The following is a 24,982-nucleotide window of genomic DNA, read 5'->3' as shown; positions in this document are numbered from 1 at the left end:
GCTGTATTGAGACGGGAGCGTAGTCTACTGGAAAGCACCTACCAGCTCAAACCTGCGTCGGCCGGCGGCGGCTGCCAGTGGATCGTCAGCGGCAACGCGCACAGACCCGGCAGATTCGCCACACCGACCAGCTGGCCATTGGCGTAGAGCAATGGCAGACGCGCTCTGACGAACCGCGGCACACCTGCCTCGTTGAGCAAGCGCTTGAGATCGCGGCCACCCCGCCCGGGCACCCGCAGCACTTCACCACCCTGCCGGTAGCGCACCTCGTAACGCGCCGACGCGGCAGCGCCCGCAACCCGCACCGAGCCGTTGTCAGGCAACTGCAGCGACTGATTAGGATCATTCCAGGCGACCGAACCGACCACCGGGCGCAACCAACATCCCGACAGCCACCACAGGCGATCACCACAGCGGTGCAGTTCGCCCGCGGCCAACCGCCACACGGGCGTCGCATCGGCGGCAGCGGCGCACAGCGACTCCCAACCTTGCCAATGCTCGCTGTCAGGCAATGCGGTGAACGGTGCCAGCCAGTGGCGCAGTGCATTGCGCTGCCGGGCGGGACTGAGCGACAGCATGGGCGCGAGCGCCAGGCTCGGCACCGGCAGCCATGCGTAAGCGCCGGGCGGCGCCATCATCGCAAGATCCATCTCCGCCAGCTGGTCCAGCAACGCCTGCGCTTCGGCCATATGCGCCGCTGTGCGCGCCAGTGTCGTTGCCGTCTGCGGCCAGCGCTGCGCAAGCACCGGCATCACCTGGCGGCGGAGATAGTTACGTGAGAACTCGAGGCTGTCGTTGCTGGGATCCTCGACCCAGGTCAGCCCCAGGCGTCGAGCATGAGCCTCCAGCTCGCCCCTGCTTGCATCAAGCAGCGGCCGTACCAGCCAACCGCGACCGAGCCTGCGCCTGGCAGGCATGGCAGCCAGCCCGCGCACACCGGCGCCGCGCAACAGGCGGAACAACAGCGTTTCGGCCTGATCGTCGCGATGCTGCGCGGTCAGCAGCACTTCGCCGTCCTCGAGGCGCAGTTCGATGGCGGCGTAGCGTGCTTGCCGCGCTGCCTGCTCCAGGCTGCTCCCCGCCTCGACCTGCACGCGCACCACCTCAAGCGGAACCCCAAGCGCCGTGCAAACGCGCCGACAGTGCTCGGGCCAAGCATCCGCCGCGGACTGCAAGCCGTGGTGAACATGGATTGCCCGCAACGGGGGGAGCGTTTCGCGCCGGGCAAGATCGGCCAAGAGCTGCAGCAGCACCGTGGAGTCGAGCCCGCCGGAGAACGCCACGCACCAACGCGGCGCATGACGGACGCAACTCAACGCAGACGACAAACGGGCTTCAAGAGACATATCGATCACGGCGCAAAGTCAGAGAGTGCAATGCCCCAAATGAAAACGGACAGGGCACATTAGTGCACCTGTCCGTTCGTGTCGCGTGGATGGCAGCGCGATCAGGCGATGCCGTAGCTCATAAGACGCTCGTAACGACGCGCCAGCAGCTTATCGGTGTCCAGCGACTTGAGCATATCGAGCTGCTTGATCAGCTCCTGGCTCATCGAAGCCGCCATGGCAGCCGGATTGCGATGCGCGCCGCCGAGCGGCTCAGAAATCACCTTGTCGACGATGCCCAGATCCTTCAGACGCTCGGCAGTCACACCCATCGCCTCGGCCGCCTCCGGCGCTTTCTCGGCGGTGCGCCAGAGAATCGAGGCGCAACCTTCCGGCGAGATCACCGCGTAGGTGGAATATTGCAGCATGTTCAGCTGGTCGCAGACGCCGATGGCCAGCGCACCGCCGGAACCACCCTCGCCAATTACCGTGGCGATGATCGGCGTCTTCAGGCGCGCCATCACACGCAGGTTCCAGGCAATGGCCTCGCTCTGGTTGCGCTCCTCGGCATCGATGCCCGGATAGGCGCCGGGAGTATCGATGAAGGTCAGAATCGGCAGCTTGAAGCGCTCGGCCATTTCCATCAGGCGGCAAGCCTTGCGATAGCCCTCCGGACGCGGCATGCCGAAGTTGCGGCGCACCTTCTCGCGTACTTCACGACCCTTCTGGTGACCGATCACCATTACCGGCTGGCCGTTCAGGCGGGCCGTGCCACCGACGATGGCAGCGTCATCGGAGAAATGGCGATCTCCGTGCAGCTCTTCGAACTCGGTGAACAGATGATTGATGTAATCCAGCGTGTAGGGACGCTGCGGGTGGCGGGCCAGGCGGGCGATCTGCCAGCTGGTCAGATTGCCGAAAATGCTTTCGGTGAGCGATTCGCTCTTGTCCTGCAGGCGGGCAATCTCGTCGCCGATGTTCAGCGAGTTATCGTTGCCGACCAGGCGCAACTCTTCGATCTTGGCTTGCAGGTCGGCAATCGGCTGTTCGAAATCGAGAAAATTCGGGTTCATAGGCATCCGTCATGCGTCGACGGCCAGGCGGCCGGGAGGCTGTTCCGTTTTTTGCGCCATACCTTACGGGAGCGGCGCTTCGAGGTCGAACAAAAATTGTTCGGAACCATGACCCGATCGAGACCGGGCCGTTCTGGCACTACGCGGGCAGTGCCAAGGGATCAGGGTGCTCGGTAGCGACCACCCGTCATCGGTATTGCAGGAAGACGTTGTCGCGTCCGAACTGGTCACGCAACGCCTGAATCAAGTTGTCTGCTGGATCGATCCGCCAGTTCTCGCCAAACTGTAGCAATGCACGCGCATCGGCCCCAGTGTATTCGAGCGTGATTGGACAGGCGCCACGATGCCGCCCGAATACATCGGCAAGCCAGCGCATCCGATCACCTTTGAGCGCGTCGCTGGCGACCTTCACCCGCAGGCTTTCGGCCAACCCGGTACGCGCCTCCTCCAGACTCATCACCCGCTTGGCGCGCAGCCGCAGGCCGCCGGAAAAGTCGTCGTTGCTGACTTCGCCTTCAACCACCACCAGCGCATCCGTCTGTAGCAGCGCCTGAGCGGTGTTGAAGGCTTCGGCGAATAGCGACGCCTCGATGCGCCCGGAGCGGTCATCGAGGGTGATGAAGCCCATCTTGTCGCCCTTCTTGTTCTTCATCACCCGCAGATTGACGATCAGCCCGGCCACGGTCTGGGTATCGCGCGCCGGCCGCAGGTCGACGATGCGCTGCCGGGCGAAACGCCGCACCTCGCCCTCGTACTCGTCAATGGGATGGCCCGTGAGATACAGCCCGAGGGTATCTTTCTCACCCTTCAAACGCTCCTTGAGCGACAGCTCACGCGCCTTGCGATGATTGGCGTAGACATCCGCCTCGGGTTCGGCGAACAGCCCGCCGAACAGGTCCATGTGGCCGCTTTCCTCGCTGCGCGCCGTCTGTTCGGCAGCCTGCACCGCCTCTTCCATCGCCGCCAGCAGCACCGCACGATTACGGTCGATGTTGGCTTGGTAGGCCTTGGCTTCCTCGTGGAAGTAGGGCCCAAGGCGATCCAGCGCGCCGGAACGGATCAGCGCTTCCAGCGTGCGCTTGTTGATGCGCTTCAAGTCCACGCGACTGCAGAAATCGAACAGGTCCTTGAACGGCCCGCCTGCGGCGCGGCATTCGGCAATCGCCTCGACCGGACCTTCGCCGACGCCCTTGACCGCGCCCAGACCGTAGACGATGCGGCCATCGTCGTTGACGGTGAATTTGAACTCGGAGACGTTCACATCGGGCGGATCGATACGCAGCTTCATGCTGCGGCATTCCTCGATGAGGATCACCACCTTGTCGGTGTTGTGCATATCCGCCGAGAGCACTGCAGCCATGAACGGCGAGGGGTAATGCGCCTTGAGCCAGGCAGTCTGGTACGAGACCAGGCCGTAGGCAGCCGAGTGCGACTTGTTGAAACCGTAGCCGGCGAATTTCTCCACCAGATCGAAGATGTTGCCCGCCAGCTCCCCATCGATACCGTTATTGGCGCAACCCTCGATGAAGCCGCCGCGCTGCTTGGCCATCTCTTCGGGCTTCTTCTTGCCCATCGCCCGACGCAGCATATCGGCGCCGCCGAGGGTGTAACCAGCCATCACCTGGGCGATCTGCATCACCTGTTCCTGGTACAGGATGATGCCGTAGGTGGGCTTGAGCACTGGCTCGAGGCCCGCGTACTGATAGTCCGGGTGCGGATAGGAAACTTCGGCACGACCGTGCTTGCGGTTGATGAAGTCATCCACCATGCCCGACTGCAGCGGACCGGGGCGGAACAGCGCCACGAGTGCGATGAGGTCTTCCAGGCAGTCGGGCTTGAGCTTCTTGATCAGCTCCTTCATGCCGCGCGATTCGAGCTGGAACACGGCCGTGGTCTCGGCCTTCTGCAACAGCTGGTAGGTGGGCTTGTCATCCAACGGGATGAAATCGATATTGACCGGCTCCAGGCCCTTCTTGGCCTGCTCGCGGTTAATGGTCTCCAGCGCCCATTTGATGATGGTCAGGGTGCGCAGACCGAGGAAGTCGAACTTGACCAGGCCAGCCTGCTCGACGTCGTCCTTGTCGAACTGGGTCACCAGGCCGCCGCCCTCCTCGTCACAGGCGATCGGCGCAAAATCCGTGAGCTTGGTCGGAGCGATCACCACACCGCCAGCGTGCTTGCCGGTGCCGCGGGTGATGCCTTCGAGCTTGAGCGCCATGTCCCAGATTTCCCGGGCATCCTCGTCGACGGCGAGGAAATCGCGCAGCGGCTCCTCCATCTCGTAGGCCTTTTCCAGGGTCATGCCGACTTCGAAGGGAATCATCTTCGACAGGCGATCAGCCAGACCATAGGACTTGCCCTGCACCCGCGCGACGTCGCGCACCACTGCCTTAGCCGCCATCGAACCGAAGGTGATGATCTGACTCACCGCGTTGCGCCCATAGGCCTCGGCCACGTAGTCGATCACCCGGTCGCGGCCGTCCATGCAGAAGTCGACGTCGAAGTCGGGCATCGAGATCCGCTCGGGGTTGAGGAAGCGCTCGAACAGCAGGTCGTAGGCCAGCGGGTCGAGATCGGTAATCTTCAGCACATAGGCGACCAGCGAGCCGGCGCCCGACCCCCGGCCAGGGCCCACCGGCACGCCGTTGTTCTTCGCCCACTTGATGAAGTCCATCACGATCAGGAAGTAACCGGGGAAGCCCATCTGGATGATGGTGCCCAGCTCGAACTCGAGGCGGTCGATGTACACCTGCTTCTTCGCCGCGTAATCGGGCGTGTCCTTGGGCAGCAGGACTTCCAGGCGCTCTTCCAGCCCCTCGTACGAGACCTTACGCAGGTAGTCGTCAATGGTCATCCCGGCGGGCACCGGGAAGTTGGGCAGGAAGTAGGTGCCCAGTTGCACTTCAATGTTGCAGCGCTTGGCAATTTCGACAGTGTTTTCCAGCGCCTCCGGCAGATCGGCGAACAGCTCGGCCATTTCCTCGGGGGTCTTCAGGTACTGCTGGTCGGAATAGTTGCGTGGGCGGCGCGGGTCATCGAGGGTGCGCCCCTCGCCGATGCAGACTCGCGTCTCATGGGCCTCGAAATCTTCTTGCCGGAGGAAGCGCACGTCATTGGTCGCCACCAGCGGCGCGCCGCAGCGTTCGGCAAGCGCCACCGCGGCATGGAGATACTCTTCATCGTTGACGCGACTGGTGCGCTGCACTTCCAGGTAGAAGCGCTCGGCGAACACCGCACCCCATTCCTGCAGCAACGCCTCGGCCAGCCCTTCGTCAGCATTGAGCAGGGCCTGGCCGATCTCTCCTTCCTTGGCTCCTGACAATGCGATCAAACCTTCGGCCGCGTCCTTGACCCAGTCGCGCTCGATGACAACCAGATCGTTGCGCTGGCCCTCAGTCCAACCACGGGACACCAATTCGGTGAGGTTGCGATAGCCCTTGGCGTTCATCGCCAGCAAGGTCAGCCGACTGAGCGGACCATCCTCCTCGCGGCTGGCCAGCCAGATGTCGGCGCCGCAGATGGGCTTGATCCCAGCGCCCAGTGCCGCCTTGTAGAACTTGACCAGCGAACACATGTTGCTCTGATCCGTCACCGCCACGGCGGGCATTCCGGTACCGGCGACCGCCTTGGTCAGCGGCTTGACGCGCACCAGGCCGTCGACCAGCGAGAACTCGGTATGCAGGCGAAGATGGACGAACGAAACGGACATGAACGAATCCCGGTAGCGGCGGTGACAAGCCGGCGATTGTAACGGAAAGCCGGTCAACGGACCGCGGATGGCGCCAGAAGGCGCTGTGACAGTTGGCGGTCAGCTGACCAACTCGCCAACCGCCGCGGCGGTGCATGTGAGTGCGGCTCGCTCAAGGAGCACGCGCACTGGCGCGAAGGAGCGCCGATGGATGGGCGTCGGCCCGAGGCTTTCCAACGCCTGGAGGTGCGCCGGAGTCGGGTACCCTTTGTGGCCGGCCAGTCCGTAGCCTGGGTAAACCAGATCCAGCGCCTGCATTTCCCGGTCGCGACTGACCTTGGCAAGAATCGAGGCGGCAGCGATCGCCGGCACGCTGGCATCGCCCTGCACCACCGCCGCACTGGGCACCGCCAGAACGGGACAGCGGTTGCCGTCGATCAGTGCCAGTCGCGGCACCACGCTCAGCCCTTCGACCGCACGCTGCATGGCCAGCATGGTGGCGTGCAGAATGTTCAGCCGATCGATCTCTTCCACCTCGGCGCGAGCGATGCACCAGGCCAGCGCCTTTTCCTGAATCTCGTCGAACAGCGCCTCACGTCGGGCTTCGCTGAGTTTCTTCGAATCATTGAGTCCCTGAATCGGTCGCAATGGATCGAGGATCACCGCCGCCGTGACCACCGGACCGCACAGTGGGCCACGGCCGACTTCGTCGACGCCAGCGACCAGCTCCTGCACCAGATCGAAGTCGAGACCTAACTGCATCAGCCTTGCCCGATCAGGCCAAGCACCGCGTCCGCCGCCTGGCTGGAGGCCTCGCAGCGCAGGGTGCGGTGGATTCGGTCAAAATCCTCGGTCTGCACATCGCCGTTGTCGAGCAGCGGCGACAGAGCCTGAGCCAGCGCCTCGGGGGTCGCCGCCTCCTGCAGTAGCTCAGGCACCAACAGGCGCTGCGCCAGCAGATTAGGCAAGGCCACGTATGGGCTTCTCACCAGGCGTTTGAGAATGCGGAAAGTCAACGGTGCAACACTGTAGGCGACGACCATCGGCCGTTTGAACAGCAAGGCCTCCAGCGTTGCCGTGCCCGAAGCGATCAGCACAGCATCGCACGCTGCCAGCGCTTCGTGAGAGCGCCCATCCACCAGGGTCAGCGGCAGGTCGCGCCCGGCCAACATGGCCTCCAGTTGCGTACGACGCTCAGGGCTGGCGCAGGGCAGCACAAAATGCACACCTGGCCGCATCGCACGCAGGCGCTCGGCCGCAGCCAGGAACAACTCGCCGAGACGCGCCACTTCGCCGCCCCGACTTCCCGGCAGCAAGGCAACAACCATTCCCTGCGCGGGCAGACCGAGGGCCTGGCGCGCTGGTTCACGCTCGGTTTGCAGCGGAATCGTGTCGGCCAGCGGATGCCCGACGAAGCGCACCGGAACCCGGTGCTCCTCATAGAACTTCGCCTCGAATGGAAACAACGTCAGCATGAGGTCGCAGGCATCGCGAATCTTGAAGACCCGTTTCTGCCGCCAGGCCCACACCGAGGGACTGACGTAGTGAACGGTGCGGATACCCGCACGGCGCAGCTTGAGCTCAAGATCCAGATTGAAGTCCGGCGCATCGATACCGATGAACACATCCGGTCGCGCCTCGAGCAGATCGCGCAACAGCTGCCGGCGCCGCGCCAGCAACTCGGGAAGCCGCCCCAGCACCTCCACGAGCCCCATTACCGCCAGACGCTCAAGCGGGAAGTACGACGTCAGGCCTTCGGCTTCCATCCGCGCGCCACCGACACCGATGAACTGCACATCGGGATGGCGCGCCTTGAGCGCCTGCATCAATCCGGCGCCGAGAATGTCGCCGGACGATTCACCGGCTACCAGCGCAACCTTCAGCGGCGCGCGCATATCAGCGGGTAATACCGCGGGTCGAGGCCTGGATGGAGTCACGGAACATCGCCACCTCCGCGAATGTCTTGGCGTCCTCCGCCAGCTCCGCCAGCGCCGCCTCCACAGTCAGTCCCTTGCGGTAAACCACCTTGTAGGCACAGCGCAGCGCATGAATGGCTTCATCGCTGAAGCCACGCCGGCGCATGCCCTCGAAATTCATGCTGCGTGCCTCGGCGGGGTTGCCGAACACGGTGACGAACGCCGGCACGTCCTTACCAATGGCGGTTCCCATGCCGGAAAAGCTGTGCGCGCCGATATGGCAGAACTGATGCACCAAGGTGTAGCCAGAGAGGATGGCCCAGTCGCCAACGTGGACGTGGCCCGCCAGGGCCGTGTTGTTGACCAGGATGCAGTGATTGCCGATCACGCTGTCGTGGCCGATGTGCGCGTAGGCCATGATCAGGTTGTGATCACCGAGCGTGGTCTCGGAACGATCCTGTACGGTGCCACGATGGATCGTCACGCCTTCGCGGATCACGTTGTGATCGCCGATCACCAGCCGAGTCGGCTCACCCTTGTACTTGAGATCCGGAGTGTCCTCGCCGACCGAGGAAAACTGGAAGATCCGGTTGTGCCGGCCGATCACGGTCGGCCCCTTGATGACCACGTGCGACGCGATCACCGTTCCCTCACCAATTTCGACATTCGGCCCGATGATCGACCACGGTCCGACCTGGACGTCATCCGCCAGTCTGGCCGTGGGATCGACGATGGCGCGAGGGTCGATCAAAGTCATAGTTCGCGTTCCGCACAAATGATTTCGGCCGAGCAAACCGCCTTGCCATCGACGCTGGCCTGGCACTCGAACTTCCAGATGCCGCGCTTGACGCCGAGGAACTTCGCCTCGAGTACCAGCTGGTCGCCCGGCAGCACCGGCTGGCGAAAGCGCAGCTTGTCGGAACCGACGAAGTAGTACAAGGTCCCATCCGAAGGCGTCGCCCCCATCATCTTGAAGCCCAGCAGACCAGCGGCCTGCGCCATCGCCTCGATGATCAGCACGCCCGGCATGATCGGATGCTGCGGGAAGTGGCCATTGAAGAACGGCTCGTTGATGGTCACGTTCTTGTATGCGCGAATGCGCTTGGCGTCCGTGTCCAGCTCGACCACACGGTCTACCAGCAGAAACGGGTAGCGGTGAGGCAGGTATTCGCGAATCTCGTTGATATCCATCATGTCAGCAAAAAGCCCGTAAATGAGTATGGGAGCCGCCATCGCCCGCACCGCCGGCGCAGGCAGGCACTACCCTTGAAAAAAGACGGCGATCAGAGAGATAGCTCAGGCATCAGAAGCCGTATCCCCATCCGGGGTCACGGCGGCGAGGCGCTTTTCCAACTGCTGCAGACGACGCGCCATATCATCGAGGTGGCGAATACGCGCCGCGCTTTTGCGCCATTCGGCTGCCGTTTGCATCGCCGTGCCGGACGAATAGCTGCCCGGCTCGGTTATCGAACGCGTCACCATCGTCATCCCGGTCACGAAGACGTTATCGCAGACCTCAATGTGTCCAACCATGCCGACACCGCCTGCAATCATGCAGTTACGGCCGATCTTGGTGCTGCCGGAAATACCCGCGCAGCCCGCCATCGCGGTGTTGTCACCGATCTGCACGTTGTGCGCGATCATGATCTGGTTATCCAGCTTGACGCCGTTGCCGATCAGCGTATCGGATAACGCTCCGCGATCGATGGTGGTATTGGAGCCGATCTCCACGTCATCACCGATGGTAACGCCGCCAATCTGAGCGATCTTTTGCCACACGCCCTTCTCGTTGGCGAAGCCGAAGCCCTCGCCACCGATCACCGCGCCGGACTGAATGACCACCCGCTTGCCGATCCTGACATCGTGATAGAGCGTGACACGCGGCGCCAACCGCCCACCTTCGTCGATGCGGCAACGTGCACCGATGAAACACTGTGCACCGATCACCACATCGGGGCCGATCCAGGCGCCCGCCTCGATTACCGCATAGGCACCGATGCAGGCCGAAGGATCAATCTGAGCATCAGCCGCGATGATCGCACTCGGATGAACGCCGGCCGCAACCGCAGGGCGCGTCTCGAACAGATGCGAGGCGCGGGCGTAGGCCAGATAGGGGTTTTCGATGACTAATGCCGCGCCGCTATAGTCGCCGGCATCCTCGGGCGTCAGCAGCACCGCGCCGGCACAGGTATCTTCAAGGAACTTGCGATACTGGGCATTGGCCAGAAAGGTGAGATGCTGCGGCCCCGCGTCCTGCAGCGTCGCCAGACCGTAGATCGGCCGAGACGCATCGCCACGCAGCGTGGCGCCCAGCAGCTCGGCCAACTGGCCGAGCGTATACACGATAGAAGACATGATCAGCGCAGCTGGTTCATGCGCTCGATGACCTGGCGGGTTATGTCGAACTGCGGTTTGACATCGACCACCGCGCCACGCTCGAACACCAGATCGTAATTACCTTTCTTGATGACCTCTTCCACAGCCTGATCAAGCTTCGGTTTCAGCTGCTTGAGCATGTCCCGATCGGCAACAGCCTTGGCCTCGTTCAGCTCCTTGGACTGGAACTGGAAGTCGCGGGCCTTCTGCTTGAACTCCAGCTCCAAACGCTCGCGCTCAGCCTGCTGCATCTTGTCGCCATCCTTCACCAGGCGATCTTGGATGCGTTTGGCATCGCTTTCCAATGTCTTGAGCTTGTTCAACTGGGGACCGAATTTCTTCTCGGCATCCACTGCGTAACGCTTGGCGGCATCGGATTCAAGCAGGGCCATCTGATAGTTCATCACCGCGATCTTCATCTCGGCGAAGGCCGGAGTCGCAACCAGGGCTGCGACGACGAGGAACAACTGAGTCAACTTACGCACGGTATACACCACTCCTGAAAAGGCACTGAAGCGCGACGCTGCAGCGTTAGAATGTTTGCCCCAGCGAGAACTGGAAGACTTGGGTATCGGCATCGTCCGGCTTCATCACCGGCATCGCTAGACTGAAGCTCAGCGGCCCCATCGCCGTGATCCAGGTCAGGCCGACGCCCACCGAGCTGGCCATGTCGCCGAAGTCGATGTCGCTGCAGTCTTCCGAGCCGGAAGGACAGTTGGTGTCGAAGACGTTACCGACGTCCCAGAACACGGAGGTGCGCAGCGAACGCTGATCCTTGACGAACGGCATCGGGAATAGCACTTCCAGACCGCCCTGGACGAGCACGTTGCCGCCGAAGGGCAGCGGATCTTGGTCATCGGTGCAACGCCCCGAAGAGTCACAGGCGCCTTCCGGCAACAGATTCCCAGAAGAATCATATGCCCGGCTTGGCGTGCTGCGTGGCCCCAGACTGCTGTCCTCGAAGCCGCGCACGGAGTTGAAGCCGCCTGCATAGTAGTGCTCATAGAACGGCAGCCGCGAGGTCGAGCCGTAGGCGTCACCGTACCCCAGACGGGTGTGCATGCGCAGGGTGTAGTCCTTGCTCATCGGCACGAACAGCTGGCCGTTGTAGTCGAGCTTGTAGAACGACAGATCGCTACCCGGCAGTGTCGTTTCGAAGACCAGACTCTGCGAGTGGCCGCGCGTGGCCAGCACGCCGCGGTTGAGTGTCGACTCGGACCAGCCTATCGATCCCTTGAAGTTAAGGAAGCTATCGCCCTCTTCGTCCATGAAGTCGTAGATTTCATCGACCGTGTAGCGACCGGTGTCCAGATCGTCCTGCTGCACCGACAAACCGAACGACAGGCGCGCCGTTTCACTGATTGGATAACCGATATTCACACCGCCACCCAAGCTATCGACGGAATAGCTGGAAACGTCGTAATCCAGCTCGTCGTAGTCAGTGGTGCGATAAAACGCGTTGTAGCCCAGGCTGACACCGTCTTCGGTCCAGTAGGGATCGACGAAGCCGAAGTTGTAGCGCGACTGATACTCGCTGCGCGTCAGCCCCAGCGATACCCGGTTACCGGTGCCTAGGAAGTTGTTCTGACTGATCGAACCACCCAGGATCAGGCCGGCGTTCTGAGCGAAACCAACACTGGCCATGATCGAGCCGGACGGCTGCTCTTCGACGCTGTAGTTGACGTCGATCTGATCCTCGGTGCCCGGCACCTGCGGAGTCTCGACGTTGACTTCCTTGAAGAAGCCAAGACGCTCCAGACGGGTTTTGGACTGATCAATCAGATAGGTCGATGCCCAGCCACCTTCCATCTGCCGCATCTCGCGCCGCAGTACTTCGTCCTCGGTCTTGGTATTGCCACGGAAATTGACGCGATTAACGTAGGCACGATTACCTGGATCAACCACGAAGGTGATCGAAACGGTATTGTCCTCGTCATGAGCCTGCGGCACGCCGTTGACGTTGGCAAAGGTGTAGCCCTCGTTGCCCAGACGACGAGTAATCAGCTCGGACGTGGTGGTCATTACCTTGCGCGAGAAGACTTGCCCTTCTTTGGCCAGCAGCAGTGCCTCTACCTCCTGCTGGGGTACCTTAAGATCACCGCTGAGTTTGACTTCGCGCACGGTATAACGCTCGCCTTCGGCGATGTTCACCGTGACGTAGACATCCTTCTTGTCAGGGGTGATGGATACCTGGGTAGAGGTGATATCCATGTTGATGTAGCCGCGATCCAGGTAATAGGAGCGCAACCGTTCGAGGTCGCCTGAGAGCTTTTCGCGGGCGTACTTGTCATCGTTCCGGAAGAAGGACAACCAGTTGGTGGTCTTCAGCTCGAACAGGTCGATCAGGTCCTCGTCAGGGAAAACCGTATTGCCGACCACGTTGATGTGCTTGATGGCCGCGACCGAACCTTCATTGATCTTGATCTTGAGGGCCACGCGATTGCGTGGCTGCGCGACCACCTCGGTTTCGATGGTGGCCGAGTAGCGGCCTTGCGCGACGTACTGGCGCTGCAGCTCGTTGCGCACACCTTCGAGGGTGGCACGCTGGAAGATTTCGCCCTCGGCAAGGCCCGACTGCTGCAGACCGGCAAGAAGGTCCTCCGTCTTGATGGCCTTGTTGCCTTCGATTTCGATGGCTGAGATCGATGGACGCTCGACCACACTGACTACCAGCACGTTACCTTCGCGGCCGAGCTGGATGTCTTGAAAGAAGCCAGTCTTGAATAATGCGCGGGTGGCCTCGACCAGGCGTCCGTCATCGGCGGCATCGCCCACATTCAGCGGCAGCGCGCCGAATACGCTACCGGCGGAAACCCGCTGCAAACCGTTGACCCGGATATCGGAGATGGTGAAGGACTCAGCGTGAACTTCGGCGATCATCAACGCGGAAATTACCGCAGGTAGCAGCAGACGTTTCATGAAGTCCTTTCTTATTCAAACCTGAAAAAATGAACTCGCGTTTGGCGCAACGACATTAAGAAGCCCGCGTCACAGACGGCCGATATCGTTGACCAGCGCCAGCAGCATCACTCCGACGACCAGTGTGATACCGATCTGCATCCCCCACCCCTGGACTCGATCCGACAAAGGCCGGCCTCGAACCCACTCGACCAAATAGAAGAGCAAATGGCCCCCGTCGAGTACCGGGATAGGCAGAAGATTGAGAACCCCCAGACTAATGCTCAAATAGGCGAGGAAATTCAGAAAATCCCCCAGACCCGACTGGGCAGAAGCGCCCGCCACTTTAGCAATGGTTATCGGACCGCTCAAGTTTTTTACCGACAGCTCTCCGAGCAGCATTTTCTTCAGCGAATCGAGCGTCAGAAGGCTCATCGCCCAGGTTCGCCTGCCCCCTTCGACCATCGCCTCGAGCGGGCCGAAGCTAACCTCACGCAGCATTTCGGCGGGCCACTCGCCTGCAGCGACACCCGCGCCGAGATAACCCCGAGCGGATGCCCCTTCGCCGCGGACACCAAGGGTCAATGCGATTTCCTCTTGTCGCCCTTCCCGCTCAACAACCAAGCGAACCGGTTGACCTGGCAGGCTCCCGACTTGGTCGATAACCTGCTGCCAGTCCGCCAGCGACTGGCCATTCAGGCTCAGCAGACGATCGCCGAGAACGACGCCAGCCGACCGTGCCGGCCCCTCGGGATCAAGCTGCGCGATTACAGGGGCTACCTGAGGACGCCATGGACGAATACCGAGCGCACCGATCGGGTCCGGCTCCTCGACGCCCTTCAGCCACTCATGCAGCACAATCTGGCGGTGCTGCTCCTGCGATGCGCCCAGCTCGCGCACCGTCAGGTCCAGCTGGCCGCTTTCACCGAGACGCCGAACCAGCTGCAGATTGACCTCTCCCCAGCCCGCCACCCGCTTGCCGTTGACGGCAAGAATTTCCTCATCTGCCGCCAGTCCAGCCCGTTCGGCGAGACTGCCTGCTTCCACCGCGCCGATAACGGGCCTCACCTGTTCACTGCCAAGCATTGCCAGCAGCCAGAAGAACACTAGGGCGAGTAAAAAATTGGCCAGAGGTCCAGCCGAAACGATAGCGAAGCGCTGACGCACGGACTTGCGATTGAACGCACCACCGAGCAATGCCTCCGGCACCTCGGCCTCCCGCTCGTCGAGCATCTTGACGTAGCCGCCCAAGGGAATTGCGGCGATCACGAACTCGGTGCCGTGACGATCTGACCAACGCAGGAGCGGCTTACCGAATCCGACCGAAAAGCGCAGGACCTTGACGCCACAGCGCCGCGCCACCCAGAAATGTCCGAACTCGTGAAAAGTAACCAGCACCCCCAGAGCGACGAGAGTGCCGACAATCATATAAAGCGTGCCCATCGAATCCTCCAGGCTAACGCCCGTGACGATCGAGCCAGGATCCGGCGAGAGCCCGAGCCTGCCGATCTGCCGTCAGTACGTCCTCAAGGCAGCGAGCCGGAACCGATGCCTCGCGATCCAGTACATCACCGATAATACCCGCGATTTCAGTGAAACGAATCCGCCGATCGAGAAACGCGTCGACTGCCACTTCGTTAGCCGCATTGAGCATCGCCGGGCTGGTACCGCCCGCCTCCGCGGCCTGCCGGGCGAGGCGCAGACAAGGAAAGCGCTGTTCATCCGGAGCCTGGAAATCAAGCCGACCGATGCGCAGCAGATCGAGCGCGGACACGCCAGAGTCCATGCGCTCGGGCCAGGCCAGCGCATGGGCGATGGGCGTACGCATATCGGGATTACCCAACTGGGCGAGCACCGAACCATCGACATAGTCGACCATCGAATGAATGACGCTTTGCGGGTGTACTACCACTTCGACCTGATCCGGGCGAGCATCGAACAGCCAACACGCCTCGATCAGTTCGAGCCCTTTATTCATCATGCTGGCGGAGTCGACCGATATCTTGCGCCCCATGGACCAGTTCGGATGCGCGCAAGCCTGTTCAGGCGTAACGCTGGCGAGAGCGGCTGCCGGCAGTTCGCGGAAAGGACCGCCGGACGCGGTCAGCAGAATGCGCCGCACACCGACCTCAGCCATACCGCGCGCATAATCGCGCGGCAGGCACTGAAAGATCGCATTGTGTTCGCTGTCGATGGGCAGCAACACCGCTCCGCTGTCACGCAGCGCCTGCATGAACAGCCCGCCGGACATTACCAGCGCTTCCTTATTGGCAAGCAGGACGCGCTTGCCAGCCTGTACGGCAGACAAAGTGGGACGCAGGCCGGCGGCACCAACAATCGCGGCCATCACCACATCCGTCTCCGGATGAGCCGCCACCTCGCACAAACCGCCTTCGCCCACCAAAACCCGCGTGGACACACCATCGCGCGCCAACTCAGATTGCAGGACACGTGCCTGAGCTTCCTCCGCCACCACGGCATAACGCGGCCGATGCAACAAGCACAGCTTGTGCAAATCAGCCATCCGTGTAAATGCAGTCAGGGCGAAGACCTGGTAGCGCTGTGGATGGCGCGCCACCACATCGAGCGTGCTAAGTCCGATCGAGCCGGTAGCGCCCAGCACCGTAACGAGCAGCGGTCGCGTCACCATGCCCCCCATCCCCCCAGCCAGAGCAGCACTGCAAACAGGGGAATCGCCGCAGTGAGGCTGTCGATGCGATCCATCACCCCGCCGTGGCCCGGCAGGAGCTGACTGCTATCCTTGATTCCGGCACTACGCTTGAACATGCTTTCGGTCAGGTCTCCAATTACCGAGACACCCACCACCAACGCTGCGCCAAGCATTGCAAGCACCAACTCGCGCGCGCTCCAGCCGCGATTGAGCCCAACCGCCAGCGTGATGGCGAGGCTGGCCAGCAAGCCGCCGATGAGACCTTCCCAGCTCTTACCCGGACTGACGGCGGGCGCCAGCTTTCGCCGACCGAATGCCTTGCCGGAAAAATACGCACCGATATCCGCCGCCCAGACCAGAACCATCACCGCGATGATCAGCCAGTTGCCAGACGGCCATTGCTTGAGTATCTGGAGCGCCTGCCAAGCCGGCAGCAGAATCAGCAAACCGATCAGCAGACTGCCCGGGGCTCCGCCCCAGAAACGCCGGCTCTGCGGGTAGCCGACCACCAGCGCGGTTGCCGCAATCCACCAGAGCACCGCCGCAAGCATCAACCAGGGCGCCAGCGCTGGAAGCTGAGAAAGCGCCGCCAGCAGCAGCGCTACCAGGGCGGCGTAGGCAATGCGTACCGGCTGCGCATTGAAGCCCGCGAGATGCGCCCACTCCCAGGCGGCCAGTGTCACGACCAGACCAATGAACAGGGCGAAGGCGATGCCTTCGAGGTAAAAAAATCCCACGATGGCAACAGGCAACAATAGCGCTGCCGTGATGATCCGCTGCTTCAGCATTCGGCTCTAACCTCGTTTTCTACTTGTTCGCCAGTCTTGCCGAAGCGACGTTGACGCGAGGCGAAATCGACCAGGGCGCGACGCATCGCCTGATGCTTGAAGTCAGGCCAGAACAGATCGGAGAAATAGAGCTCCGCGTAAGCCAGCTGCCACAGAAGGAAATTACTGATGCGTCGCTCGCCACCCGTACGGATGCACAAGTCAGGTGGCGGCAGATCGCCCGTAGCGAGGTAGCCCTGAAACAGCGCAGGCGTGATCTCATCGGGACTCAAGCGTCCGGCCTGAGCCTCAGCCGCCAGCTGACGGGTGGCCTGGAGAATGTCCCATTGCCCGCCATAATTGGCCGCGACCTGCAGTATGAAACGATGGTTGTGCGTGGTAATCGCCTCGGCCTCGAGCATCGCCGCCTGCAATTCGGGGTGGAATCGCGACCGGTCACCAATAATCCGCAGGCGGATACCGTTGTCGTTCAGCTTGCGGGCCTCTCGGCGCAGAGCCCTGAGAAACAGCTCCATCAGCGCACCGACTTCATCGGCGGGACGCTGCCAGTTTTCGCTGGAGAAAGCGAACAGGGTCAACACTTCCACACCAGACTCGGCACACACCTCGATGACCGCGCGCACCGCGTCGACACCCGCCTTGTGCCCAGCCACACCCGGCAACAAGCGCCTCTTTGCCCAGCGGTTATTGCCATCCATGATGATCGCCACGTGACGGGGAATACTCCGTCCAGCGATCTGCCTGACCTTTTCCATCAAACAACTCTACTTGCGCTGAAACACGCTTCGAACGATGAGAGGCGCAGCAAAAGCCGGCCAAATGCATCGATTGGACTGCCGCGTCCGGCAGCGGTTTCGTCCATTGTGCCGGCTAGATATCAAGGATGGCGATTAGACCGCCATCAGATCGGCTTCCTTGCTTTCCAGCGCCTTGTCGATTTCTGCGACGAACTTGTCGGTCAGCTTCTGGACATCGTCCTGCCCGCGACGCTCGTCGTCTTCGCTGATTTCCTTCTCCTTCACCAGATCCTTGAGCTGCGCCAGAGCATCACGGCGAATGTTGCGCACGGCGACGCGGGCATTCTCCGCTTCGGCGCGGGCCTGCTTGGTGAAGCCCTTGCGGGTCTCTTCGGTAAGGGCCGGCATCGGTACGCGAATGGTGGTACCGGCGGTTGCCGGGTTGAGACCGAGATCGGAGGTCATGATTGCCTTCTCGACCGCCTGGATCATGCTCTTGTCGAACACGGTCAGCGCAAGCGTACGTGAATCCTCGGCGATCACGTTGGCGACCTGACGCAGCGGTGTATCGGCGCCGTAGTAGGAGACCATGACGCTATCGAGAATGCTCGGATGCGCACGACCGGTACGAATCTTGGAAAACGCGTTATCCAACGATTCCAGAGTCTTCTTCATACGCTCCTGCGCGTCTTGCTTGATCTCGTTGATCATTCGTTCGATTCCTCGATCAGGGTTCCTTCGGCGCCACCGAGCACAATGTTCAGCAGGGCGCCAGGCTTGTTCATATTGAAGACGCGCAGCGGCATGTTGTGGTCGCGGCACAGGCAAATGGCTGTGAGGTCCATGACACCCAGCTTGCGGTCGAGCACGTCATCATAGGTCAATTGCGCGAATTTCTCGGCGTTGGGATCCTTGAATGGATCGGCCGTATAGACGCCGTCCACCTTGGTCGCCTTCAGTACGACATCCGCCTGAATCTCGATGGCGCGCAGGCAGGCGGCCGAATCGGTGGTGAAGAACGGGTTGCCGGTGCCAGCCGAGAAAATCACGACCTCGCCAGACTTGAGATGGCGCATCGCCTTGCGCCGGTCGTAATGATCGGTCACACCGACCATGGAAATCGCGGACATTACCAATGCCGGGATATTCGAACGCTCCAGCGCATCACGCATGGCCAGCGAGTTCATGACCGTTGCCAACATGCCCATGTGGTCGCCAGTGACGCGATCCATACCCGCAGCGGAAAGCGCGGCGCCGCGGAACAGGTTGCCCCCACCGATGACCAGGCCGACCTCCACACCGATACCGACCAACTGGCCGACTTCCAGCGCCATACGATCCAGCACCTTGGGATCGATGCCGAAGTCTTCGGAGCCCATCAGGGCCTCGCCGCTCAGTTTGAGCAAAATGCGCTTGTAGCGAGGATTGCGTGAACTCATCTGCTGAGCCATTGGCATGTATCTCCTGCGGCGTTCAAATGACTAGATTGATTGGCCAGACAAAAAAATATCTGCGCTAGGACACTGCGTGCGCAGTTTGGTGCCCGGCTGCGAGCATAAAGCGAAAAAACAATTTGTGCGCTTCTCTGAAAAAGAGGCCGCGCGCGTAAGCGGGCAGCCTCTTCGGGGACAGCGGAACCGAGGTTTTACTGCTTGCTGGCTGCGATCTGAGCGGCCACTTCCGCAGCGAAATCGACTTCAGCCTTCTCGATGCCTTCACCCACTTCGTAGCGAACGAAGGAAACGATCTGTGCGCCGGCCTTCTTGGCCAGATCACCGACCTTGACTTCCGGGTCCTTGACGAACGGCTGCTCAACCAGGCTGGCTTCAGCCAGGAACTTGTTGATGCGGCCCTTGATCATGTTCTCGACGATGTTCTCCGGCTTGCCGGCGATCTTGTCGGCGTTGAGCTGCAGGAAGATCTCCTTCTCCTTGGCGATCAGCTCCTCGGAAACGTCCGCCGGGCTCAGAACTGCCGGATTGCTGGCCGCCACGTGCATGGCGATGTCCTTGGCCAACTCGGCGTCGCCACCCTTCAGGGTCACCAGCACGCCGATGCGATGGCCGTGCAGGTACGCACCCACCACTTCGCCCTCGACCGCGGTCAGGCGACGAATGTTGACGTTCTCGCCGCACTTGGCAACCAGCGCCTCGCGAGCGGATTCGCGCGAAGCAACCAGCGGAGCGGCTTCGGTCAGCTTCTGCTCAAAAGCCTCGTCCAGGCTGTCCTTGACGAACGCCTTGAAGTCGTCCTGCAGGGCCAGGAAGTCGGTCTGCGAGTTGACTTCGATGATCAGGCCGCGGCCGCCTTCGACACGAACAGCGATGGCGCCTTCAGCAGCGATGTTGCCGGACTTCTTGGCCGCCTTGATGGCACCGGAAGCGCGCATGTCGTCAATCGCCTTCTCGATGTCGCCACCAGCGGCAACCAGCGCCTTCTTGCATTCCATCATGCCCTGGCCGGTACGCTCGCGCAGTTCTTTGACCATCGCCGCAGTGATTTCTGCCATGTTCGGAATCCTCTCGATTGGTTTCTAACCATTCGCCCGACAGCGCGGACGATCAATTCGGAAGTGGCAAAAAGGGGGCCTAGCCCCCTTTTTGTCCATCGGGTGTCACGCTAGAGCGTCACTCTCAGCCTTGAACGGCTTCAGAAGCGACTTCCTCGACGAACTCATCGGCACCGGCACCAGCGTTCTGGCGACCGCGCAGGACAGCGTCAGCCATCGAGCCCAGATAGAGTTGCACAGCGCGGATGGCGTCATCATTACCGGGGATGATGTAGTCAACGCCTTCCGGGCTGCTGTTGGTATCGACAATGCCGATGACCGGAATGCCCAGCTTGTTGGCTTCGGAGATAGCGATGCGCTCGTGGTCGACGTCGATGACGAACATCGCATCCGGCAGACCGCCCATGTCCTTGATACCGCCCAGGCTACGCTCGAGCTTCTCGAGGTCGCGGGTGCGCATCAGGGCTTCTTTCTTGGTCAGCTTGTCGAAGGTGCCGTCCTGGGACTGGACTTCCAGTTCACGCAGGCGCTTGATCGAGGCGCGGATGGTCTTGTAGTTGGTCAGCATGCCGCCCAACCAGCGATGATCGACATACGGCGAGCCACAACGAGCGGCTTCTTCGCGAACGATCTTGCCAGCGGAACGCTTGGTGCCGACGAACAGAATCTTGTTCTTGCCAGCTGCCAGCTTTTCAACGAAACGCAGAGCGTCGTTGAACATCGGCAGAGTCTTTTCAAGGTTGATGATGTGGATCTTGTTGCGCGCGCCGAAAATGTACTTGTCCATTTTCGGGTTCCAGTAACGGGTCTGGTGGCCGAAGTGCACACCGGCCTTCAGCATATCGCGCATGGTGACTTGAGACATGATACGTCCTCGAATAAGTCGGGTTAGGCCTCCACGCGTCCCGATATCCAACTCTTTCGAGCACCCAGGATACCGTGTCGACGCGTGTGTGGGTTCAGGCGCAACGGGGAGGTCCCCGCTGAGCGGCGCGTTTTATAGCATAGAAAACCCGCACAGGCTACAGGCGAACACTGGATGCGCGGCTCGGGTCGGCCACAGCAAGCGCCCGGCTTCAGGCTTGCTGCCTCAAGCTGCTAACATACCGCCCTTTCCTTTCGTGCCCGAGAGTTCCCATGACAGTCACCATCAAGACGCCCGAAGACATCGAGAAAATGCGTATCGCCGGCCGGCTCGCCGCCGAGGTACTGGAAATGATCGAAGAGCATGTTAAGGCCGGCGTCACCACCGATGAACTGGATCGCCTCTGCCACGACTACATCGTCAACGTGCAAGAGGCGATTCCGGCGCCGCTCAACTACAAGGGCTTCCCCAAGTCGATCTGCACGTCGCTGAATCACGTCGTCTGCCACGGAATTCCCAACGATAAGCCGTTGAAGGATGGCGACATCGTCAATATCGACATCACCGTGATCAAGGATGGCTACCACGGTGACACCAGCCGGATGTTCATCGTCGGCCAGGTACCGGAATGGGCGCAGCGGCTGTGTAAGGTGACTCAGGAATGCCTATATATAGGCATCGAAATGGTCCGCCCCGGTGCTCGCCTGGGCGATATTGGCGAGGCTATCCAGAAACACGCCGAAAAGAACGGCTTCTCCGTCGTGCGCGAATACTGCGGGCATGGCATCGGCAAAGTCTTCCACGAGGAGCCGCAGGTACTGCACTACGGCCGTGCCGGCACCGGCATGGAACTCAAGGAAGGCATGACCTTCACCATCGAGCCGATGATCAACCAGGGCCGCGCCGAAACACGCCTGCTCGGTGACGGCTGGACCGCAATCACCAAGGATCGCAAGCTCTCCGCCCAGTGGGAACACACCATTCTGGTCACCGCCAGCGGCTACGAGATCTTTACCCTGCGCCGGGACGACACCATCGCGCGCACCTCGGCCTGACCTTTCCATCGTTTGCGGCATCAGGGGGTTCGCATGCCTCAGGTTGATCCAGAGCTGTTCGATCGCAGCCAGTTCCAGGCCGAACTGGCGCTCAAGGCCAGCCCGATTGCCGCATTCAAGAAAGCCATCCGCCAGGCCCGGGAGGTGCTCGACAAACGCTTTCGGGATGGCCGGGAGATTCGCCGGCTGATCGAAGACCGCGCCTGGTTCACCGATCAGATCCTGCGCGCAGCCTGGAGCCGCTTCGACTGGGACAAGGGTGCGGATATCGCGCTGGTTGCGGTCGGCGGCTACGGTCGCGGCGAGCTGCACCCCTACTCCGACATCGACCTGCTGATCCTGCTCGACGATAGCGACCAAGAATTGTTCCGTGAGTCGATCGAGGGGTTTCTGACGCTGCTCTGGGACATCGGGCTGGAAGTCGGCCAGAGCGTGCGCTCGATCGCCGAATGCGCCGAAGAGGCGCGCGCCGACCTCACCGTCATCACCAATCTGATGGAAAGCCGGACCATCGCCGGCCCCGAGCAGTTACGCAGGAAAATGCTGGAAGTCACCCGTCCAGAGGTGATGTGGCCGAGCAAGGATTTCTTCCTCGCCAAGCGTAACGAGCAGCGCCAGCGGCATTCCAAGTACAACAATACCGAATACAACCTGGAGCCGAACGTGAAGCGCTCGCCCGGCGGCCTGCGCGACATCCAGACGATTCTCTGGATCGCCCGTCGGCAATTCGGCACGCTCGATCTGCAGGCCATGGTCGACCAGGGCTTCCTCACCAAGAGTGAACTCAGTCTGCTGACCGCCGCCCAGGAGTTTCTCTGGAAGGTACGCTACGGCCTGCACATGCTGGCCGGGCGTGCGGAGGATCGCCTGCTGTTCGATCACCAGCGCTCACTCGCCGCCCTGCTCGGCTACGAGGACAGCGACGCCAAGCTGGCCATCGAGCGCTTCATGCAGAAGTACTATCGGGTGGTGATGAGTGTCGCCGAGCTGAGCGATCTGGTCGGCCAGCACTTCGCCGAGGTCATCCTCTGGGAAGGCGATTCCGGTCCGAGCACCAAGCTCAATAGTCGCTTCCTGGTGCGTGACGACTACCTCGAAGTTCGCGACCCGGCGGTCTTCAAGCGCACCCCGTTTGCGATCCTGGAAACCTTCGTCCTGCTTGCCCAGCATCCGCGGATTCAGGGCGTGCGCGCCAACACCATCCGCCTGCTACGGGATCATCGCTACCTGATCGACGATGACTTTCGCAGCGACATTCGCAACACCAGCCTGTTCATCGAGCTGTTCAAGTGCAAGGAAGGCATCCACCGCAACCTGCGGCGGATGAACCGCTACGGCATTCTCGGCCGCTACCTGCCGGAATTCGGCCATATCGTCGGACAGATGCAGCACGACCTGTTCCACATCTATACGGTCGACGCCCACACGCTCAACGTCATCAAGTACCTGCGCAAGCTGACCAAGCCAGGCGTGGCAGAAAAGTATCCGCTGGCCAGCGCGCTGATCGAGCGCCTGCCCAAGCCGGAGCTGATCTATATCGCCGGGCTCTATCACGACATAGCCAAGGGCCGCGGCGGCGATCACTCCGAACTGGGCGCGGTGGATGCGGAGCAGTTCTGCAACCGACACAAGCTACCGGCCTGGGATACGCGACTGGTCGTCTGGCTGGTACAGAATCACCTGGTCATGTCCACGACCGCCCAGCGCAAGGACCTTTCCGATCCACAGGTGATCATCGATTTCGCCCAGCAGGTAGGCGACGAGACGCATCTCGACTATCTCTACGTGCTGACCGTCGCGGACATCAACGCGACCAATCCGACGCTCTGGAATTCCTGGCGCGCGAGCCTGCTGCGCCAGCTGCACACCGCCACCCAGCGCGCGTTGCAGCGCGGCCTGGAGAATCCGCTGGGGCGCGAGGAGCAAATCCGCCAGACCCAGCGCGCCGCACTGGACGAACTGGTGCGCAACGGCGGCGACCCCGACGAGGCTGAGCAGCTGTGGGCGCAACTGGGCGATGACTATTTCATGCGCCACTCGGCCAGCGACGTGGCCTGGCATACCGCGGCGATCCTCGCGCACGGCGAAGACAACGGTCCGCTGGTGCTGATCAAGGAAACCACGCAGCGCGAGTTCGAGGGCGGCACGCAGATCTTCATCTATGCGCCGGACCAGCACGATTTCTTCGCCGTGACGGTGGCGGCGATGGACCAGCTCAATCTGAACATCCACGACGCCCGCATCATCACCTCGAGCAGCCAGTTCACGCTCGACACCTACATTGTGCTGGACGCCGACGGCACGCCGATCGGCGACAACCGCGAGCGGATCGAGGAAATTCGCCAGGGCCTGATCGACGCGGTGCGCAATCCCGACGAGTACCTCACCATCATCCAGCGCCACGTGCCGCGCCAGCTCAAGCACTTCGCCTTCCCGCCGCAGGTCACGATCCATAACGATACCCAGCGCCCGCAGACGATCATCGAGATCATCGCGCCGGATCGTCCCGGCCTGCTTGCCCGCGTCGGGCAGCTGTTCCTGGCCTTCGATCTGTCGGTGCAGAACGCCAAGATCGCCACGCTTGGCGAGCGGGTCGAGGACGTGTTCTTCGTCACCAACGCCGACAATCAGCCGCTATCGGACCCACAGCTCTGCACGCAGCTGCAGCAGGCGCTGATCGCGCAACTGCAGCAGGAAAACGAGCATCAGCCGTCGCCGAGCAGCTTCACCATCTGACGCTGCGCGACAGCTTTACTGCCAGGGCTTGCCGCGCGTGCGCTCGATGAACGGCAGCTTCTGCTGCATCGCGGCCTTGGCCAGCATGTGGGCACTCACCGGGGCGGTGAGGAAGAGAAACAGGGTGATCAGCAACTCGTGCAGACTCAGCCCCTCGGTCCGGCTGCCAAAGAAGATCATCGATGCAATGACGATCCCGCCAACCCCCAGCGTGGTCGCCTTGGTCGGGCCATGCAGGCGGGTATAGAAATCCGGCAGGCGGTACAGGCCGATGGCACCGACCAGCGCGAACAGACTGCCGACGATCAGACAAACGCTTACCAGCAACTCGATCCAGAAAGGCAT

General features: G+C 61.7%; 21 protein-coding genes. 2 read left to right on the top strand and 19 right to left on the bottom strand.

Going from position 1 to position 24,982, the window contains the following annotated elements; genetic code table 11:
- Window positions 1-38: 38 nt before the first annotated feature.
- The 18 genes from tilS to rpsB form a co-directional block, all read right to left on the bottom strand.
- Window positions 39-1,346, bottom strand: a complete 1,308-nt coding sequence (gene tilS / locus AC0ZJQ_RS08125; RefSeq protein WP_476477762.1) for a tRNA lysidine(34) synthetase TilS — start codon at window positions 1,344-1,346, stop codon at window positions 39-41.
- Between the two features lie 101 nt (window positions 1,347-1,447).
- On the bottom strand, window positions 1,448-2,398 hold the full coding sequence (locus tag AC0ZJQ_RS08120) for an acetyl-CoA carboxylase carboxyltransferase subunit alpha (RefSeq protein WP_155553101.1): 951 nt from the start codon (window positions 2,396-2,398) through the stop codon (window positions 1,448-1,450).
- A 187-nt stretch (window positions 2,399-2,585) separates the two neighbouring features.
- The gene (gene dnaE, locus AC0ZJQ_RS08115; protein WP_314020314.1) at window positions 2,586-6,107 is read right to left on the bottom strand and encodes a DNA polymerase III subunit alpha; all 3,522 of its coding nucleotides are present in this window, start codon (window positions 6,105-6,107) and stop codon (window positions 2,586-2,588) included.
- A 99-nt stretch (window positions 6,108-6,206) separates the two neighbouring features.
- Window positions 6,207-6,848, bottom strand: a complete 642-nt coding sequence (rnhB, locus tag AC0ZJQ_RS08110; protein ID WP_237264990.1) for a ribonuclease HII — start codon at window positions 6,846-6,848, stop codon at window positions 6,207-6,209.
- Window positions 6,848-7,981 (bottom strand): lipid-A-disaccharide synthase, encoded by a 1,134-nt coding sequence (gene lpxB / locus AC0ZJQ_RS08105; protein WP_314020313.1) that lies wholly within the window; start codon window positions 7,979-7,981, stop codon window positions 6,848-6,850. The genes rnhB and lpxB overlap by 1 nt, the downstream gene beginning before the upstream one ends.
- Before the next feature lies 1 nt (window position 7,982).
- Window positions 7,983-8,759 (bottom strand): acyl-ACP--UDP-N-acetylglucosamine O-acyltransferase, encoded by a 777-nt coding sequence (lpxA, locus tag AC0ZJQ_RS08100; protein WP_008566889.1) that lies wholly within the window; start codon window positions 8,757-8,759, stop codon window positions 7,983-7,985.
- Window positions 8,756-9,196, bottom strand: coding sequence for a 3-hydroxyacyl-ACP dehydratase FabZ (fabZ, locus tag AC0ZJQ_RS08095; RefSeq protein ID WP_008566888.1), 441 nt, complete (start codon window positions 9,194-9,196; stop codon window positions 8,756-8,758). The genes lpxA and fabZ overlap by 4 nt, the downstream gene beginning before the upstream one ends.
- Window positions 9,197-9,298: 102 nt before the next feature.
- Complete coding sequence (lpxD, locus tag AC0ZJQ_RS08090; RefSeq protein ID WP_272875813.1) at window positions 9,299-10,357, bottom strand: UDP-3-O-(3-hydroxymyristoyl)glucosamine N-acyltransferase; 1,059 nt, start codon at window positions 10,355-10,357, stop codon at window positions 9,299-9,301.
- A 2-nt stretch (window positions 10,358-10,359) separates the two neighbouring features.
- The gene (locus AC0ZJQ_RS08085) at window positions 10,360-10,863 is read right to left on the bottom strand and encodes an OmpH/Skp family outer membrane protein (RefSeq protein ID WP_003290720.1); all 504 of its coding nucleotides are present in this window, start codon (window positions 10,861-10,863) and stop codon (window positions 10,360-10,362) included.
- 46 nt (window positions 10,864-10,909) lie between these two features.
- A complete protein-coding gene (gene bamA / locus AC0ZJQ_RS08080; protein ID WP_213663125.1) occupies window positions 10,910-13,297 on the bottom strand; it encodes an outer membrane protein assembly factor BamA in 2,388 nt (795 codons plus the stop codon).
- A gap of 69 nt (window positions 13,298-13,366) precedes the next feature.
- Window positions 13,367-14,719: an RIP metalloprotease RseP gene (gene rseP, locus AC0ZJQ_RS08075; protein WP_237264988.1), complete on the bottom strand. Its 1,353-nt coding sequence runs from the start codon at window positions 14,717-14,719 to the stop codon at window positions 13,367-13,369.
- A 13-nt stretch (window positions 14,720-14,732) separates the two neighbouring features.
- Complete coding sequence (gene ispC, locus AC0ZJQ_RS08070; protein WP_314020312.1) at window positions 14,733-15,935, bottom strand: 1-deoxy-D-xylulose-5-phosphate reductoisomerase; 1,203 nt, start codon at window positions 15,933-15,935, stop codon at window positions 14,733-14,735.
- Window positions 15,920-16,735, bottom strand: a complete 816-nt coding sequence (locus tag AC0ZJQ_RS08065; RefSeq protein ID WP_237264987.1) for a phosphatidate cytidylyltransferase — start codon at window positions 16,733-16,735, stop codon at window positions 15,920-15,922. The genes ispC and AC0ZJQ_RS08065 overlap by 16 nt, the downstream gene beginning before the upstream one ends.
- The gene (gene uppS / locus AC0ZJQ_RS08060) at window positions 16,729-17,490 is read right to left on the bottom strand and encodes a polyprenyl diphosphate synthase (protein ID WP_237264986.1); all 762 of its coding nucleotides are present in this window, start codon (window positions 17,488-17,490) and stop codon (window positions 16,729-16,731) included. Before uppS ends, AC0ZJQ_RS08065 begins: the two co-directional genes overlap by 7 nt.
- A gap of 135 nt (window positions 17,491-17,625) precedes the next feature.
- Window positions 17,626-18,183 carry a ribosome recycling factor gene (gene frr, locus AC0ZJQ_RS08055; RefSeq protein WP_008566880.1) on the bottom strand — a complete coding sequence of 186 codons (558 nt, stop codon included), beginning with the start codon at window positions 18,181-18,183 and terminating at the stop codon, window positions 17,626-17,628.
- Window positions 18,180-18,923, bottom strand: a complete 744-nt coding sequence (gene pyrH, locus AC0ZJQ_RS08050; RefSeq protein ID WP_008566879.1) for a UMP kinase — start codon at window positions 18,921-18,923, stop codon at window positions 18,180-18,182. The genes frr and pyrH overlap by 4 nt, the downstream gene beginning before the upstream one ends.
- Window positions 18,924-19,117: 194 nt before the next feature.
- Complete coding sequence (tsf, locus tag AC0ZJQ_RS08045) at window positions 19,118-19,981, bottom strand: translation elongation factor Ts (RefSeq protein ID WP_008566878.1); 864 nt, start codon at window positions 19,979-19,981, stop codon at window positions 19,118-19,120.
- 124 nt (window positions 19,982-20,105) lie between these two features.
- Window positions 20,106-20,846 carry a 30S ribosomal protein S2 gene (gene rpsB / locus AC0ZJQ_RS08040; protein WP_237264985.1) on the bottom strand — a complete coding sequence of 247 codons (741 nt, stop codon included), beginning with the start codon at window positions 20,844-20,846 and terminating at the stop codon, window positions 20,106-20,108.
- Between the two features lie 272 nt (window positions 20,847-21,118).
- Here rpsB and map point away from each other — a divergent pair, with 272 nt between their 5' ends.
- Window positions 21,119-21,901, top strand: coding sequence for a type I methionyl aminopeptidase (gene map / locus AC0ZJQ_RS08035; RefSeq protein WP_314020311.1), 783 nt, complete (start codon window positions 21,119-21,121; stop codon window positions 21,899-21,901).
- Window positions 21,902-21,934: 33 nt separating this feature from the next.
- Window positions 21,935-24,637, top strand: coding sequence for a [protein-PII] uridylyltransferase (locus tag AC0ZJQ_RS08030; protein ID WP_314020310.1), 2,703 nt, complete (start codon window positions 21,935-21,937; stop codon window positions 24,635-24,637).
- A 15-nt stretch (window positions 24,638-24,652) separates the two neighbouring features.
- Here the strand turns inward: AC0ZJQ_RS08030 and AC0ZJQ_RS08025 are convergent, their stop codons facing one another.
- On the bottom strand, window positions 24,653-24,982 hold the full coding sequence (locus AC0ZJQ_RS08025; RefSeq protein WP_301620339.1) for a Na+/H+ antiporter subunit G: 330 nt from the start codon (window positions 24,980-24,982) through the stop codon (window positions 24,653-24,655).

This window comes from Stutzerimonas sp. 21-1 (assembly GCF_056336065.1).
Note: the sequence above shows the minus strand (reverse complement) of the source record. Positions and strands in the feature narration are given on the sequence as shown.